Annotated in this window: 11 protein-coding genes; 10 read left to right on the top strand and 1 reads right to left on the bottom strand. The window is 44.1% G+C overall.

Annotated elements, in window-relative coordinates; translation table 11 throughout:
* The first annotated feature begins 40 nt into the window (after positions 1-40).
* The 9 genes from mcpB (at position 41) to rhaA (ending at position 14544) form a co-directional block, all read left to right on the top strand.
* Complete coding sequence (gene mcpB, locus JMN17_RS12070; protein ID WP_202328156.1) at positions 41-2029, top strand: methyl-accepting chemotaxis protein McpB; 1989 nt, start codon at positions 41-43, stop codon at positions 2027-2029.
* Positions 2030-2206: 177 nt separating this feature from the next.
* Complete coding sequence (gene tlpB, locus JMN17_RS12075) at positions 2207-4204, top strand: methyl-accepting chemotaxis protein TlpB (RefSeq protein ID WP_087993368.1); 1998 nt, start codon at positions 2207-2209, stop codon at positions 4202-4204.
* 115 nt (positions 4205-4319) lie between these two features.
* A complete protein-coding gene (gene mcpA / locus JMN17_RS12080; protein WP_202328157.1) occupies positions 4320-6305 on the top strand; it encodes a methyl-accepting chemotaxis protein in 1986 nt (661 codons plus the stop codon).
* A gap of 112 nt (positions 6306-6417) precedes the next feature.
* Complete coding sequence (tlpB, locus tag JMN17_RS12085; protein ID WP_202328158.1) at positions 6418-8403, top strand: methyl-accepting chemotaxis protein TlpB; 1986 nt, start codon at positions 6418-6420, stop codon at positions 8401-8403.
* A 141-nt stretch (positions 8404-8544) separates the two neighbouring features.
* Positions 8545-10614, top strand: coding sequence for a bifunctional aldolase/short-chain dehydrogenase (locus JMN17_RS12090; protein ID WP_202328159.1), 2070 nt, complete (start codon positions 8545-8547; stop codon positions 10612-10614).
* Positions 10615-10673: 59 nt separating this feature from the next.
* Positions 10674-11450: a rhamnose catabolism operon transcriptional regulator RhaR gene (gene rhaR / locus JMN17_RS12095; RefSeq protein ID WP_202328160.1), complete on the top strand. Its 777-nt coding sequence runs from the start codon at positions 10674-10676 to the stop codon at positions 11448-11450.
* A gap of 4 nt (positions 11451-11454) precedes the next feature.
* A complete protein-coding gene (gene rhaB / locus JMN17_RS12100) occupies positions 11455-12915 on the top strand; it encodes a rhamnulokinase (RefSeq protein WP_202328161.1) in 1461 nt (486 codons plus the stop codon).
* 14 nt (positions 12916-12929) lie between these two features.
* On the top strand, positions 12930-13244 hold the full coding sequence (gene rhaM / locus JMN17_RS12105) for an L-rhamnose mutarotase (protein ID WP_087993362.1): 315 nt from the start codon (positions 12930-12932) through the stop codon (positions 13242-13244).
* A gap of 25 nt (positions 13245-13269) precedes the next feature.
* Entirely contained in the window at positions 13270-14544 is a 1275-nt protein-coding gene (gene rhaA / locus JMN17_RS12110) for an L-rhamnose isomerase (RefSeq protein ID WP_087993361.1), read from the top strand.
* Between the two features lie 40 nt (positions 14545-14584).
* Here rhaA and JMN17_RS12115 read toward each other — a convergent pair whose 3' ends face one another.
* Entirely contained in the window at positions 14585-15571 is a 987-nt protein-coding gene (locus tag JMN17_RS12115) for a Gfo/Idh/MocA family protein (protein WP_087993360.1), read from the bottom strand.
* A 160-nt stretch (positions 15572-15731) separates the two neighbouring features.
* Here JMN17_RS12115 and JMN17_RS12120 point away from each other — a divergent pair, with 160 nt between their 5' ends.
* Complete coding sequence (locus JMN17_RS12120; protein WP_202328162.1) at positions 15732-16898, top strand: AI-2E family transporter; 1167 nt, start codon at positions 15732-15734, stop codon at positions 16896-16898.
* Positions 16899-16977: the final 79 nt, after the last annotated feature.

A 16977-nucleotide genomic window follows, 5' to 3' on the forward strand; every position in this document is an offset into this window, starting at 1 on the left:
GCCGATATATACTGTATCAAACCCGAAGGAGAAACTGGACATGAAGACTTTTATCAATTGGCTGAAAAAACCGTCTATCTCAAGAAAATTAATCGTGTCATTTATTGCGATTCTTATTATCCCTATTCTAATATTGGAATTCAGTTCTTACCGAAGCGCCAGCGGCAAGCTTGATCAGGAAATTATGGGAAATGCGAAAAACAGTGTCGATACATTTAATACCACTGTTACAAATGACCTGGGAGCAAAAGCGAAAGGAGTCACTTTTTTTAGTGAATCTCTTAAAAGCTCCGCATTTAAAGGAAAGACTAATCAAGAAGAGCTCAAAGCGAAGTTTTCACAATATATCTCTATCAATGAAGGGGTAGCCAGAATTTATGGAGGCGCGGAAAACGGCACCTACATCCAAGCGCCCAATGAAAAATTGCCGGAAGGATACGATCCGAGACAACGCCCTTGGTACCAAGATGCGATGAAGGCCGGCGGTGAAATTGTTGTGACAGATCCTTACGTGGCAGCGAGTGACGGAAGCATGGTTATTACCATTGCCCAGGAGTTGAAGGATGGATCCGGCGTTGTCGCCATGGATATCACCATTGACAAATTGTTAGAACAGATGAAACAAATCAAGGTCGGCGAAGAAGGCTATGTGTTCATTGCGACGAAAAACAAAACCTACGTCGCTCATCAGAACCATAAGGCGGGGGAAAAGCTCTCAGGCGATTGGGTTGCCAAAATGTACGCCGATAACAGCGGTGATTTCAAGTACACTCTGAATAACGAAGATAAAAAGATGTCATATACAACAAATGAACTGACTGGATGGAAAATAGCCGGCACAATGTATATGGATGAAATCAAGGATGCCTCTAAATCTGTGCTGATCACAGGCATGATCGTGCTGATTGCTTCCATTGTGATAGGCGGGTTTTTAATTCTGTTTATCGTTCGATCGATTACAAAACCGTTAAAACGTCTCGTCCAATCATCGAAAACGATCAGCAGCGGGGATCTGACAGAAACGATCGACATCCGTTCGAAGGATGAGCTTGGAGAGCTTGGGGAAAGTTTCAATGAAATGGGACAATCTCTTCGCTCACTGATCAGCGCGATTCAAGACTCGGTGAACAATGTGGCCGCATCGTCCGAACAGCTTACCGCATCTGCCGGACAGACGAGCAAAGCCACCGAGCATATCACAATGGCGATTGAGCAGTTCTCAAACGGAAACGAGGAGCAAAGCGAAAAGGTTGAATCCAGCTCTCATCAGCTGAACTTAATGAATGGAGACCTTCAGCATGTCTCAGAAACATCATCAGACATTACAAAGGCGTCTATCCAATCAACGGAAATCGCCGGAACAGGTGAAAAGTTTGTCCAGCAGACAGTCGGGCAAATGAACTCGATTAATCAATCGGTTCAGCAGGCTGAAGCTGTGGTCAAAGGCTTAGAAGGAAAATCAAAAGACATCACAAGTATTTTGAGAGTCATCAACGGCATCGCTGACCAAACAAACTTGCTGGCATTAAACGCAGCCATTGAAGCGGCGCGTGCCGGGGAATCAGGACGCGGCTTCTCTGTCGTAGCGGAGGAAGTGCGCAAACTGGCTGTTCAATCAGCCGATTCAGCAAAAGAAATCGAAAAGCTGATCCAAGAAATCGTAGCAGAAATCGAAACCTCCCTTCACATGTTTAAAGAGGTCAATCAGGAAGTGCAGTCCGGACTTGTTGTCACAGACAATACAAAAGAAAGCTTTCAGAGCATTTTCAGCATGACAAACGAAATCGCGGGTAAATTGCAGACGATGAATTCCACCGTCGAACAGCTGTCGGACCGTTCACAGCATGTTTCAACTGCCGTCAGCGACATTGCCGATGTGTCGAAAGAAAGCTCGGCAAGCATCCAAGACATTGCCGCCTCAGCTGAGGAGCAGCTTGCTTCTATGGAAGAAATCAGTTCATCAGCGACCACTCTAGCGCAGATGGCAGAAGAGCTTCGTGATCTGACAAAGCAATTCAAAATCGAATAAAAGAAGAAAAACAGCGCTTATTCAGGCGCTGTTTTTTCGTGCGGTAAATAATAAAAAAGTACTAGTGAACACGGTGAATTTAGAACTATTTTTCACTTTTTCCTTCATTTTCAATGTAATATAAAGGAATTTTATCCGATATAATTTGTAAATTATTGAAAGAGGGTTCGAAAAGAAATGAAAAAAACACTCACTACGATTCGCAGGTCATCAATTGCCAGGAGACTTATTATTTCTTTCCTGCTGATCTTAATTGTTCCTATTACCGCCCTTTCGGTAAGCGCTTATCAATCAGCAGTTGCCTCTCTTGATATCCAGATGACGCAAAGCGCAAAGGAAAACGTTCAAATATTAGATCATATCATTGATGATAAAATCAGCACGACTGAAAAAAGCCTCGCGTTTTTCAGCGATTGGGCGACAGCAGATAAATTTAAAGATAAAAAGAAAACAGAGCTAAAAAAGGAATTTAAACAATTTATCCAAATGAATGACAATGTCGCTGCGGTGTTTTCCAGCAGCAAAGACGGGGATTTCACACGTTATCCATACGCAGACATGCCGAGTGACTTTCGTGCTTTGGAACGAGACTGGTACAAAGAAGCGATAGCCAATAAAGGCAAAACAATCGTCACTGAACCTTATGAATCGATTTCCTCAGGAAAAATGGTCGTCACCATCGCCCGCCAGACGGAGGATGGATCAGGCGTTGTCGCCATTGATATGAAAATTGATGACCTGGTCACAACAGCGAAAGAAATCAATATCGGAAAAGAAGGTTATGCTTTTATCTTAAGCCAAAACAAAAAAGTCATCGCCTACTCCGGAGAAAAAGCGGGAACAGAGTTAAAAGGGGACTGGGTTGATAAACTCTACACGAATAAAAGCGGCGACTTTGAGTATACGTACAATGGCAAAGAGAAGAAAATGGTGTTTGCCACAAGCGAAACAACAGGCTGGAAAATCAGCGGCACGATGTATGCGGACGAGATCCACGATGCTGCAAGCAGAGTTCTGATCATGGCTTCAATCGTACTGGCGATTGCCATCGCAGCCGGAATGACGGCGATTTACTTTGTGATTCGGTCCATCACAAAGCCTTTGAGACACATTGTCGCATCAGCTGAAAAAATAAGTAAAGGCGATCTAACCGAAACAATAGAAATCAAATCAAAAGATGAACTTGGCGTTCTGAGCCAGAGCTTCAATCATATGGCACAATCGCTCCGCTCTCTCATTCAAGGAATCAAAGACTCGGTAGATCATGTTGCTTCATCATCAGAGGAACTGACTGCATCCGCCGACCAGACAAGCAAGGCAACTGAGAATATTACCATGGCCATTGAGCAATTTTCAAACGGCAGTGAGAGCCAAAGCGGTAAAATTGAGACGACAACCAAACAAATTAATGAAATGAACGATGGATTAGCTGAACTGGCGCAGGCTGCCGTGGTAATTACAGAAACATCCGCAGACTCGACAGAACTATCAAACAAGGGTGAGACACTCGTCCGGAAAACGGCCGGCCAAATGAATACGATTGATCACTCTGTGAAAGAAGCGGAACTAGTGGTGAAAGGGCTAGAAATCAAATCGAAGGATATCACGAATATTTTACGTGTCATTAACGGCATTGCGGATCAAACCAACCTTTTGGCTTTAAATGCCGCCATTGAAGCCGCAAGAGCCGGGGAATACGGACGAGGCTTCTCGGTCGTCGCTGAAGAAGTGAGGAAACTAGCGGTACAGTCAGCTGACTCGGCAAAAGAAATTGAAACACTGATCATCGATATTGTGAAAGAAATTCATACATCATTGGACGTACTCCAGTCTGTAAATAAAGAAGTTGAAACAGGGCTTGTCATCACGGATGAAACACAACAAAGCTTCAAAGATATTTCGCACATGACCAAAGAAATTGCTTCAACTCTGCAAAACATGAATGCGACGGTTGAGGAGCTGTCAGCGGGAGCTCAAGAAATTTCCGCTGCTTCAAATGATATCACAGCAATTTCTAAAGAAAGCTCAGACGGCATTCAGGATATCGCCGCTTCAGCCGAGGAACAGCTGGCATCCATGGAGGAGATCAGTTCATCAGCACAGACGCTTGAAAGAATGTCTGAAGAACTTCGTGACCTGACAAAACGATTTAAGGTGGATGAAAAACAGGTCTAAATAACTATATGATGATGGGTGATTAGTTACTTTTGTTAAATTTCTTCTTTTTTACTGTATATATTTACCCATTCCTGCCGATATGAAGGGTAGCATAAAAAAGGAGAAATGAATGATGAAAAAAATACTCCAACTCATAAAACAAAGATCAATTACACGGAAGCTTCTCGTTTCCTTTCTGTCGATCCTCATTATACCGGTTGTCATATTGGCGGCGATTGCGTATCAAACGGCAAGCAGCTCACTCGACAGACAGATGATGGGGAGCGCATTAGAAAATGTACAGCAGTTAAACGAAATTATCAATACCAGTATCGGAGAAAAAGAAGACAGCGCCGCTTACTTCAGCGAATGGCTGACAAAACAAAAATACGATGCAAAAAGCAATGCAAACATTAAAGAGAAATTCTCACAGTATATCAAAATCAATAAAGATATAGAATCTATTTATACGAGTGACAAAGACGGTCATTTTACCCGTTATCCGGAACTGCAGATGCCGAGCGATTATAATCCGGTTGAACGTGACTGGTACAAAAAAGCGGTTGCGAATAAAGGAAAAGTTGTTGTGACGGATCCTTATAAAACAGCCTCTACGAACACAATGGTTGTGACAATCGCCCAGCAGACAAAAGATGGTTCAGGCGTTATCGCAATCAACATGACGATTGAAAATCTGCTGAAAACAACCGAGAAAGTCAACATCGGCAAACATGGCTACGCATTTATTATGTCAAAGGACAAAACAGTTGTCGCCCATCCCAATAAAACCGCGGGAACTGAATTGAAAGGCGACTATCTTGAGAAGATGCTGAATGCCGATAAAGGCGATTTTCAATACACCATGGACGGCGATAAGAAAAAAATGGCCTTTGATACGAATAAGTTAACGGGATGGAAAATCGGGGGCACCATGTATTTGGATGAAATTCATGAGGCAGCCCAGCCGGTCCTTCACCTTGCTTTAATTGTCTTGGCTGCAGCTATTATCATAGGGATTATCGTCATGACATTTGTCATTCGGTCGATTACAACGCCGCTGAAACAGCTTGTGGGCTCCTCTAAGCGGATCAGCGAGGGAGATTTGACGGAAACCATTGATATCCGTTCAAAAGATGAATTGGGCGAACTCGGCAAAAGCTTTAATAATATGGCGTCGTCACTGCGTTCTCTCATACACGCCATCCAGGATTCAGTAGATAACGTTGCCGCTTCCTCTGAGGAGCTGACTGCATCAGCCGGACAAACGAGCAAAGCAACAGAGCATATTACATTGGCAATTGAACAATTTTCTAACGGCAATGAAAAACAAAACGAAAACATTGAAACGGCAGCAGAGCACATTTATCAAATGAATGACGGTTTGATAAATATGGCCCAAGCTTCTGAAGTCATCACAGATTCATCTGTTCAATCGACAGAAATCGCAAGCGAAGGCGGCAAGCTTGTTCATCAAACTGTCGGCCAAATGAACGTCATTGATAAGTCCGTTAAAGAAGCCGAACAAGTCGTACGCGGATTGGAAACGAAATCGAAAGATATCACCAATATTTTGCGTGTGATTAACGGCATCGCTGACCAGACGAACCTGCTGGCATTAAACGCAGCGATTGAAGCGGCGCGCGCAGGGGAGTACGGCCGCGGCTTCTCCGTTGTAGCGGAAGAAGTGAGAAAACTGGCAGTTCAATCAGCAGATTCAGCAAAAGAGATTGAAGGATTAATCATCGAAATTGTGAAGGAAATCAATACATCTCTCGGCATGTTCCAGTCTGTCAATCAAGAGGTGCAGACAGGTCTGGATATTACAGATAAAACAGAAATGAGCTTTACTCGCATTTCTGAAATGACGAACCAAATCGCCGGCGAACTGCAAAACATGAGTGCGACGGTGCAGCAGCTTTCTGCCAGCTCCGAGGAAGTCTCGGGAGCGTCCGAGCACATTGCATCGATTTCAAAAGAAAGCTCAGCTCATATCCAAGATATCGCGGCGTCAGCCGAAGAGCAGCTTGCTTCGATGGAAGAAATCAGCTCGTCAGCAGAAACCCTTTCGTCTATGGCGGAAGAGCTTCGCGATATGACCAGTCGATTCAAAATTGAATAATAAGCCAAAACACCCAAGTCTCTGTGCTTGGGTGTTTTTTTTAGTTTTTTTATTAAACCTTTTATCCTGGTTTGACGATATTAGTTTTAGCTTAAAGGAGGAGTCAACAAGAATGGGAAAATTCACACAGTGGATCAAACAGCCATCAATCAGCAAACCGCTTATCGCTGCGTTTCTGGCAGTGCTTATTTTGCCGGTTGGGGTATTAGCATATTTCAGTTATCAATCAGCATGGAACGCACTAGACAGTGAACTGGCGAATAGTGCAATAGGGAACGTTGAAGAACTCAACAGCACGCTGCAAAACAAATTGAATCATAAGGTAACAGCACTTGATTATTACAGTGAGACGATCGATAAAAATTTATTGCAAGACAAAAATAAAGCCTCACTGAATGAGAAATTTAAGCAGTATACAACATTGAATACCGATGTAGGTGCCATCTATGCGGCTTCAGAAAATAAAAAGCTTTACAAATATCCTGAAGGCGGCGTGCCAAAGGGCTTTGATCCGACAGAGCGTGACTGGTACAAACAAGCCGTTGCAAAAAAAGGACAGGCTGTTTTCTCTGAGCCGTATACTGACAAAGCGACAGGGGATACCGTTATTACCATCTCAAAGCAAACAAAAGATGGTTCAGGGGTCATAGCGCTTGATTTAAATCTGGATGAAGTGCTATCCGCTTCACAGAGAATCAAAATCGGTAAAGAAGGCTTCGCGTTTATCACAACAGGAAACAAAAAATATATCGCCCACCCAACGATTAAGCCTGGAACCAATGGATCCGGCGATTGGACAAACGAAGTGTATTCCAAAGAAAAAGGGTCATTTCAATATACTTTTGAAGGCAAAGAAAAGAAAATGGCGTTTACGACCAATAAGCTGACAGGCTGGAAAATTGCGGGCACCTATTTTGTCAGTGAATTGCAAGAAGCTTCAAGTCCGGTACTGAACACAGCCGTGATTATTCTATGCGTATCAATTGTGATCGGCGGCATACTTATTCTCTTTATTATCAGTGCCATCACCAAGCCGTTAAGAAAACTGGTCTCAACATCTGCGAAAATCAGCAGCGGAGATCTGACAGAATCCATTGACATTCACTCGAAAAACGAGTTTGGGCAGCTGGGCAAAAGCTTTAACGAAATGTCTGCCTCATTGCGTTCTGTCATTGGTGTCATTCAAACGTCTGTAGAAAACGTGGCATCATCTTCTGAAGAGCTGACGGCAAGCGCGGCCCAGACGAGCAAGGCAACTGAACATATTACACTCGCCATTGAACAGTTCTCAGATGGCAACGAGGCGCAAAGCGAGAAACTGGAGACAAGCTCAGACCATCTTTCCCAAATGAACCACGGGATTTCAAAAGTGGCTCAGGCCTCTTCAACCATTACGAAGTCATCGATACAGTCCTCTGAGGCGGCGGGCAGCGGAGAAAAACTGGTCGAGCATACAGTCGGACAAATGAAAACAATCGACCAATCCGTTCAAAAAGCGGAAGCGGTTGTGAAGGGTCTTGAAACAAAATCGCAAGACATCACAAGCATCTTGAATGTGATTAACGGCATTGCTGATCAAACCAATTTGCTGGCATTAAATGCTGCGATTGAAGCGGCAAGAGCAGGTGAATACGGAAGAGGCTTCTCAGTAGTTGCGGAAGAGGTCAGAAAACTTGCCGTACAATCAGCAGGCTCCGCCAAGGAAATTGAAGGGTTAATTCAAGAGATTGTCAGAGAAATCAGCACTTCGCTGTCGATGTTCCAATCTGTGAATCATGAAGTGAAGGAAGGCTTGCAGATTACTGATCAAACAGCGGAAAGCTTTAAACAAATTTACGAGATGACAACCCAAATTTCCGGCGAATTGCAAAACCTGAACGCGACGGTTGAACAGCTGTCAGCAGGATCACAGGAAGTGTCAAGTGCGGTTGAAGACATTTCCGGAGTGGCGAAAGAAAGCTCAGCAGGCATTCAAGACATCGCAGCTTCGGCGGAAGAACAGCTTGCGTCCATGGAAGAAATCAGCTCATCAGCTGAGACGTTGGCAAACATGGCGGAAGAACTTCAGGACATCACGAAGAAATTTAAAATTGATTGATAATAATGGAAAGAGAAAGCGGCATCAGCTGCTTTCTTTTTTTATTAAAAAACAAAAATAAACAAATGTAATTCAAAAATAAACAAAGATAGTATATAATGAAAACGGATACAAATAAAAGGGGACGGAGGAATATCAAATATGGTGAAACATGTATGGGATTCAGAGCATGCTGCACAGTTGCCGAAAGGTGTAGAAGAATTGGTGTACAGATCCAATCTGATCGGATCCGATCGCACTGTCTGCAACTGGGGCGGCGGAAATACGTCTATGAAAACAACGGAAAAGGATTTCAGAGGCCGTGAAACAGAAGTGATGTGGGTGAAAGGAAGCGGCTCGGATTTGGCCACAATGAAAGCGCATAACTTTACCGGTTTGAAATTAGATGACATCCGCCCGCTGATTGAAAGGGATCAAATGTCAGATGAAGAAATGGTAGACTACTTGTCTCATTGTATGATAGACAGCAAACATCCCCGCCCTTCAATTGAAACGCTGTTACACGCTTTTCTGCCATACACTCATATTGACCATACCCATCCCGATGCGATTATCAGCATATGCTGCGCTGATAATGGAAAACAAATCGCTGAAGACATATACGGAAACCGGTTTGTATGGGTGCCATACGTACGCCCCGGATTTACTTTATCTAAAATGATCGCTGAAGGCGTAGCGAGCAATCCCGACGCTGAGCTTGTGTTAATGGAGAAACACGGCTTAGTCACTTGGGGAGAGACGTCTGAACAATGTTATGAAAAAACGATATCTATCATCCAAGAAGCCAAGCAGTACATTAATGGCCGTGTCAATCAACATGAGATATTCGGAGGCAAAAGATATCAGCCGCTGCCGGAAGATCAAAGAAAACAAATCTTGGCAGGCATCATGCCTGTAATCAGAGGCGTTGTAAGTGAAGAGAAGAAAATGATCCTTTCCTATGATGATCATGACGATGTCTTAGAATTTGTAAACAGTGTTCAAGCGCCATCGCTCTCGCAAATTGGTGCGGCATGCCCGGATCACCTTGTTCATACAAAGCGGGTTCCGCTGTACATTGAGTGGAATCCGGAAACTCAAGATGTGCATAAGCTGGCGGATCTGATCAAGTCAGGAGTCGAGCGTTTTTCATCAGATTATCAGGCTTACTTTTCACGCCATCAGCAGGATGGAGATCAAATCTTCGAATCAGCCCCGCGGGTGATATTGATTCCTAGCATCGGAATGGTGAGTACGGGGAAAAGTGATGCCATGTCTAAAGTGAGCGGCGCTTTATACCGAAGGGCTATCGCTGTTATGAAAGGGTCAACAGCTCTGGGGCACTTTGTTTCTTTGAATGAAAATGAATCCTATCATGTCGAATATTGGCCGCTCGAATTATATAAGCTCACGCTGGCTCCGCCGGAAGCAGAATTTTCCCGTAAAGTAGCGTTCGTCACAGGAGGAGCCGGCGGAATCGGAAGTGCAGCATGCCGCCGCTTTGCAGCTGAAGGAGGGCACGTGATCGCAGCGGATCTTAATATAGAAGGCGCGCAGAAAATTGCCGGGGAAATAAACGATGCATACGGAGAAGAGCGGGCAATGGCTGTCAAAATGGACGTGACAAAGGAAGAGGAAGTAAAGTCAGCCTTTGAACAAGCGGCTCTTGCTTACGGCGGAATTGATATCGTCGTGAATAATGCCGGGCTGGCCACATCAAGCCCATTTGACGAAACAAGTTTAAAAGAATGGAATCTTAATATGAATGTATTAGGAACAGGCTACTTCCTTGTGGCACGTGAAGCGTTTAAACAAATGAAACAGCAAAACAGAGACGGAAGCATGGTGTTTGTCGGATCAAAAAATTCTGTTTATGCGGGCAAAAACGCCGCTGCCTATAGCTCGGTAAAAGCGCTTGAAACCCATTTGGCAAGGTGTATCGCAGCAGAAGGCGGAGAATATGGCATTCGGGTCAACTCCGTTTTGCCTGATGCGGTTCTTCAAGGATCGGCAATCTGGGGGTCAAGCTGGCGGGAGGAACGGGCCACGGCGTATGGGATTGAACCAGAGCAGCTTGAGGAACATTATCGGAAACGCACAGCTCTGCTCGTCAATATTTACCCGCAGGACATTGCTGAAGCCATCGCATTCTTCGCTTCTTCTAAAGCCGGAAAAACCACGGGCTGCATGATCACGGTAGACGGCGGCGTACCTGCTGCGTTCACGCGTTAGAAGTATGCTATGATAAAAAAACAATAAGACGGATTACGATATGAGGAAGGGCGTTACCAATGCTAGTAGCAGAACGGCAGCAAAAAATAGTGGAAATAGTGAATATGCGTTCAAGTATCCGCGTATCCGAATTAAGTGACATATTTTCTGTCACAGAAGAAACCATTCGGCGCGATCTTGAGAAGCTTGAGAAAGAACATAAACTGAGCCGGAGCCACGGAGGAGCGGTCAGTATTGAACAGCAGAAATCAGAAGTTCATTTTTCTGAACGGGAAATCACAAATGTCATAGAAAAAAAAGCCATTGCTTCCGAAGCGGTCAAATATGTAAACAGCGGAGACCGAATCATTCTCGATGCAAGCACCACCGCCTGGCACATGGCGAAAATACTTCCTGATATTGAGCTCACCGTTATTACAAACTCAATGAAGGCAGCTATTGAACTCAGCAATAAAGAAAACATCTCAGTCATTTCAACAGGAGGGATTTTGCTGGAAAAATCATTATCGTTTGCCGGACCGTTGGCTGAGCGTTCGCTTGAGACCTATCATGTCAATAAAACCTTTCTGTCCTGTAAAGGCTTTGATATCAACAACGGGATGAGTGACTCAAACGAGTGGCAGGCGCTGCTCAAAAAACGGATGATCGAAAGGTCTGATCAGACCATTTTGATGGCCGATTCAAGCAAATGGGGGAACCGTGAGTTTTCACATATTGCCTCGCTGCAGGATATCAGCCGCCTTATTACTGATTCTGGACTTGATCCGGTATCGGTAAAAGCGCTTGAAGACAAAGAGGTGAAAGTAACAGCTGTTCCCCTTCCGAAGAGAGGGTGAAGAAATGATTTATACTGCCATTGATATAGGCGCGTCAAGCGGGAGGGTCATGGTAGGTGAGCTGAAGGAAGGAAAGCTTGAAGTACAAGAGATTCACAGATTCGCTAACGGCTTCATTCAAAGAGACGGACATTGCTATTGGGATATTGACCGTTTGCTAAAACAAATCCTGCAAGGGCTTCAAAAGGTGAAAGAGCTAGGGTATGAACGATGCACCGTCGGAATTGACACATGGGCGGTTGATTATGCCTTACTGGACGAAAAAGGAAACCGTTTGCGGGAAGTGATGTCCTACCGGGATAGAAGAACAGATCACACGATAGGCAAACTGGAACAAACCCTGTCAAAAGACACAATCTATCGAAAAACAGGAATACAATTTCAGCCTTTTAACACGATTTATCAATTGTATGAAGAAGACCGCGAGCTGCTGAAAACGACAGACAAAATGATGCTGGTTCCCGATTATTTAGGCTATTGTCTAACCGGAAAAGCGGTGACAGAAATCACAAATGCGTCGACAACACAGCTTCTCAATGTTTCAACCGGAAAGCTTGACCTTGAATTGCTCAAAGCCGTGTCTGTTCACGAACATCAATTTGCGCCGCTGACTGAACCGGGGTGTGAGCTCGGGATGCTGAGAAATGATTGGTTCCCGGATTATGACCTGCCGGCTTGCAAGGTGATAACAGTCGCAACGCATGACACTGCCTCGGCCGTCATCGCGGCGCCAGGCGTAAGCGATAGCTGGGCGTATATCAGCAGCGGAACATGGTCGTTAATCGGGGTTGAAAACAAAACGCCGATATTAACTCAACAGGCTTTGAAAAACAACTATACAAATGAACGCGGCGCAAACAGCACCATTCGCTTTCTCAAAAACATTATCGGCATGTGGGTGATACAAGAAGTAAAACAGCAATTACAAACGAATTACTCTTTTCAGCAGCTTGCAGAGGAAGGCCTAAAAACAGAACCATTCCAGCAATTTATCAACTTAAATGATGAACGTTTCCTGAATCCAGACAGCATGATAGAGGAAATCCAACATTATTGCAGAGAAACCCGCCAAAAGATCCCCCGTACTGCAGGTGAACTTGCCTGCTGCATCTACACCAATTTAGCCATCATCTATGCGATAGCCATCAAAGAGCTGGAAACGATCACGGAAAAACCGATTCAGAAGCTCCATATCATCGGCGGCGGAGCCCGGAATGATTTCTTAAATCAATTAACGGCAAACATGAGCGGAAAAGCGGTATACGCAGGGCCCATAGAGGCAACCGCCATCGGAAATCTGCTGATGCAAATGATTGCTGCCAAAGAAGTCAAAGACATAACAGCAGCTCGGCAAGCTGTCAGAGATTCCTTACCGATCAAAGTGTTTACACCTAAAGACATTGACAGAAGCACGATCATTCAGTCATTTCAGCAAACTGTTTTGAAAGCGCTATCTAAAAGGTGAAGAGGTGATCAGGTTTGAAAAGAAAAGCCAGTATCATGTTTGTCCGCCAAGACAAGTACGAGGAATACAAACAGCGGCATGATGACATTTGGCCAGAAATGGAAGAAGCACTCAAAGCTCACGGAGCGCACCATTATTCCATTTTTTTAGACGAGGAAACAGGCCGGTTATTTGCTTATTTAGAAATAGAAGATGAAGAAAAGTGGAGAAAGATGGCGGATACAGAAGTTTGCCGGAGATGGTGGAAATCGATGGCGCCATTCATGAAAACAAATCCAGATTTCAGTCCTGTTTCGATAGATCTTAAGGAAGTTTTTTATTTGGATTAAAAAACCGAAAAAGGGAGAGAGCCGCATGACCATAAAAGCCAATTATAACAATGCAAAACAGGCATATGAAAAATGGGGAATTGATGTTGAAGAGGCGCTTCGGCAATTAAAGCAAGTGCCCATTTCAATCCACTGCTGGCAGGGTGACGATATTGAAGGCTTTGAAGTAAATAAAGGCGAGCTTTCAGGCGGAATTGACGTGACCGGCAATTATCCCGGAAAAGCGCAAACCCCTGAAGAATTAAGAAGAGATTTGGAGAAGGCTCTTTCTCTTATTCCGGGAAAGCACCGCGTGAACCTGCATGCGATATACGCAGAAACAAACGGGGAAGCGGCAGAACGGGATGAATTGAAGCCGTATCATTTTGAAAACTGGGTGAAATGGGCGAAAGATCTCGGTCTCGGTTTAGATTTTAATCCGACCTTGTTTTCGCATGAGAAAGCGGCTGACGGACTCACCCTTTCACACCCCGACCCGAACGTCAGGAAATTTTGGATCAGGCATTGCATCGCGTGCCGCCGTATTGGGGAATACTTCGGGAAAGAACTAGGAACACCTTGCTTGACGAATATTTGGATTCCCGACGGCTATAAGGATATCCCGAGTGACAGGCTGACACCGCGTATAAGATTAAAAGAATCACTGGATCGGATCTTCGCAGTGGAGATCAGTGAACAACACAATCTTGATTCAGTCGAAAGCAAGCTGTTCGGACTTGGTTCCGAATCATATGTTGTCGGCTCTCATGAATTTTATTTGGCTTACGCTTTGACGAATCAAAAGCTTTGTTTGCTGGATACAGGCCATTATCACCCGACTGAAACGGTGTCAAACAAGATTTCGTCCATGCTGCTTTATACAGACAAACTCGCCTTGCACGTGTCCCGGCCCGTTCGCTGGGATAGCGACCATGTTGTGATTTTAGATGATGAATTGAGAGAAATCGCGCTTGAAATTGTACGCAATCAGGCTCTCGAGAAGGTCGCTATCGGTCTGGACTTTTTCGATGCCAGCATTAACCGTGTTGCCGCCTGGACCATCGGAACGAGAAATATGATCAAAGCTTTATTGTATGCATTGCTTCTCCCGAACGACTATTTAAAACAATTACAGGAAGAGGGCCGATTTACAGAAAGGCTGGCGCTGATGGAGGAATTTAAAACATATCCTTTCGGGGCCGTCTGGGATTCCTACTGTGAGCAAATGGGCGTGCCGGTAAAAGAGGAATGGCTCCATGACATAAAAAATTATGAACAACAGGTGCTTTTAAAAAGGAAGGCGTCTTCTCCGATTGTCTAATAAAAAATCCGCCGCGGCATTGGCACGCGGGCGGATTTTTTTACGCTTGATCAGCAGGGTATACAATCCCCATCTGCTTTCTTGCTTCTTCCATGATTTTGGCGGTGATCAAAGACCGTTCAAATGTATTGTCTTCAGATTCCGGCTTGTTCTCTTTTATGAGCGTGACAAATTCTTCTATTTCGTAGAACATCGCCGGTTTAGGATCATGAATCGAAATGTTTTCCAGACGGCCGTCTCGATAGCGGATTTCCACTCGTTCAGGCTGCTGAATTGTATCGATTACAATCGTCCCGTCTTCACCCTGAATTTCCGCCGGAGCATAGGAAGTAGAGATTTTAGAATGCATCAGAACGGCTTCGAACCCGTCGTAAGACAGAATGACGGTCCCCTCTCCATCTACTCCGGAAGATAAAGCATATCCGTTCGCCTTCACGTCCTGCGGTTCGCCAAATAGCACGACAGCAGGATAAATACAATAAACGCCGATATCCATTAATGACCCGTTGGAAAGCTCAGGCTTAAATGCGTTCAAGACGGTTCCGTTTCTAAACGCGTCATACCGTGAGGAGTACTGGCAGTAGCTTGCGGTAAATCTGCGGACGGTTCCGATTTTATGTAAGTGTTTCTTCAGCTCTTTGAAGTTTGGCAGGAAAGTGGTCTTCAGCGCTTCCATGAGGACAACGCCGTTTTCCTGAGCTGCTGTAATCATCTGTTCCGTTTCTTTCGTATTTGAAGCAAACGGCTTCTCACAAAGCACATGCTTGCCATGGTTCATAAAGAGAACGGCCTGCTCCTTGTGAAGAGCATTGGGACTGGCTATGTATACAGCATCAAAGCAATCGCTTGCCGCCATTTCCTGTAGGTTTGAGAAGATGTGCTCAGCGCCGTGTTTAGCGGCAAACTCGGCAGCGCGTTCAACTGATCTCGAATAAACAGCTGTCAGCTGAACATCTTTTATTTCCGCTGCTGACTCAAGAAAGCGGTCTGTAATCCAGTTTGTTCCTACTATGGCAAAACGTATCATTCTTATCGCTCCTTTTGCATGATATAGCTAAATTATAGCTCAAAAAGGAGAAAAGCACATGATAGAACAAACCACATGCCAGCGATTAACGGTTTTTATTTTTCATTATAGGGACGATAGTGTACAATTTAATTAAACTATGTATGACGGAGGAACGATAGTGGAGATGTTGCAAACATGGAGCGGCAGATTTAAACAATTCTTCTTGGACAATAAGTTTGTTTTATTTTTGCTTGTGCTGCTGCTGATTGGTTTAAATATTCTCGTTTTTACAAAAACATCATTTATTTTCACCCCGATTATAGTTCTTCTCAAAACAATTTCACTGCCGATTATTTTAACAGGGATTGTTTTTTATCTGTTAAACCCAATCGTTGATTTCCTTGAGAGAAGAAGAGTAAGAAGAATCTATACGATTTTCCTGTTATATCTACTGATTATCGGACTGATCACGATCACGATCGTGTCCATCATCCCCTTTTTAAAAGAACAAATTATGAGTTTGATTGACAATATCCCGAGATATGTGGATATCGTTGAAAATCAGACGAAACAGCTGATCGGCAGCAACTTCGTCAATCAGGCCCAGCAAACGATGAACATCAATATATCTGATCTTGCAACAAAGATTTCAGATCAGGCGGCTACGATTGTGAACAGTACTTTCACCGGTGTTGGGAATTTTATCGGTGCTCTGACTGAGGTTATTATTTCGATTGTCACGGTTCCGTTTATTCTTTTCTATTTATTAAAAGATGGAAAGAAGTTGCCGGTCTATATACTGAAGTTTGTGCCGACACGATTAAAAGAACAGACATACACAGTCTTAAGCGAAATGAATCATCGGTTAAGCTCTTATATCAGAGGCCAGATCATTGTCAGCTTCTGTATCGGGTTTTTGCTGTTTATCGGTTATTTGATTATCGGGCTGGATTATGCTTCATTGCTTGCCATCATTGCGGCTTGTACAAGCATCGTTCCGTATTTAGGGCCGACGATTGCCATTACGCCAGCGATTATCATCGCCATAGTGACATCACCGCTCATGCTGCTTAAGCTGGTGATCGTATGGACAATTGTTCAGCTGATCGAAGGGAAGCTGATCTCTCCGCAAATTATGGGGAAAAACCTTCACATCCACCCCATTACGATTATTTTTCTGCTGTTAACAGCCGGCAAGCTGTTTGGTGTGGTTGGAATCATTCTTGCCATTCCGGGCTATGCAGTTGCTAAAGTCATTACGACACATTTATTTGACTGGTTTAAAATGCGGTCACATTTATACGACGAAGAAAAAAATGAAAATACGTCAGGGCATAAAGTGTGATTTTCGTTTATAGTTATATAAGACGGGCTTTCCATTTATGGAAAGCTCCCGTTATGTAAAAAAATAAATGTCTAATGGG

This window comes from Bacillus sp. RHFS10 (genome assembly GCF_016757475.1).
Taxonomy (GTDB): Bacteria; Bacillota; Bacilli; order Bacillales; family Bacillaceae; genus Bacillus; species Bacillus subtilis_G.

Excerpts from the sequence above, each read along its gene's own strand:
- mcpB (WP_202328156.1), top strand. The coding sequence starts at position 41 with ATGAAGACTTTTATCAATTGGCTGAAAAAACCGTCTATCTCAAGAAAA.
- JMN17_RS12090 (WP_202328159.1), top strand. The coding sequence starts at position 8,545 with ATGGTGAAACATGTATGGGATTCAGAGCATGCTGCACAGTTGCCGAAA.
- JMN17_RS12115 (WP_087993360.1), bottom strand. The coding sequence starts at position 15,571 with ATGATACGTTTTGCCATAGTAGGAACAAACTGGATTACAGACCGCTTT.
- rhaR (WP_202328160.1), top strand. The coding sequence starts at position 10,674 with ATGCTAGTAGCAGAACGGCAGCAAAAAATAGTGGAAATAGTGAATATG.
- rhaB (WP_202328161.1), top strand. The coding sequence starts at position 11,455 with ATGATTTATACTGCCATTGATATAGGCGCGTCAAGCGGGAGGGTCATG.
- mcpA (WP_202328157.1), top strand. The coding sequence starts at position 4,320 with ATGAAAAAAATACTCCAACTCATAAAACAAAGATCAATTACACGGAAG.
- tlpB (WP_202328158.1), top strand. The coding sequence starts at position 6,418 with ATGGGAAAATTCACACAGTGGATCAAACAGCCATCAATCAGCAAACCG.
- tlpB (WP_087993368.1), top strand. The coding sequence starts at position 2,207 with ATGAAAAAAACACTCACTACGATTCGCAGGTCATCAATTGCCAGGAGA.
- rhaA (WP_087993361.1), top strand. The coding sequence starts at position 13,270 with ATGACCATAAAAGCCAATTATAACAATGCAAAACAGGCATATGAAAAA.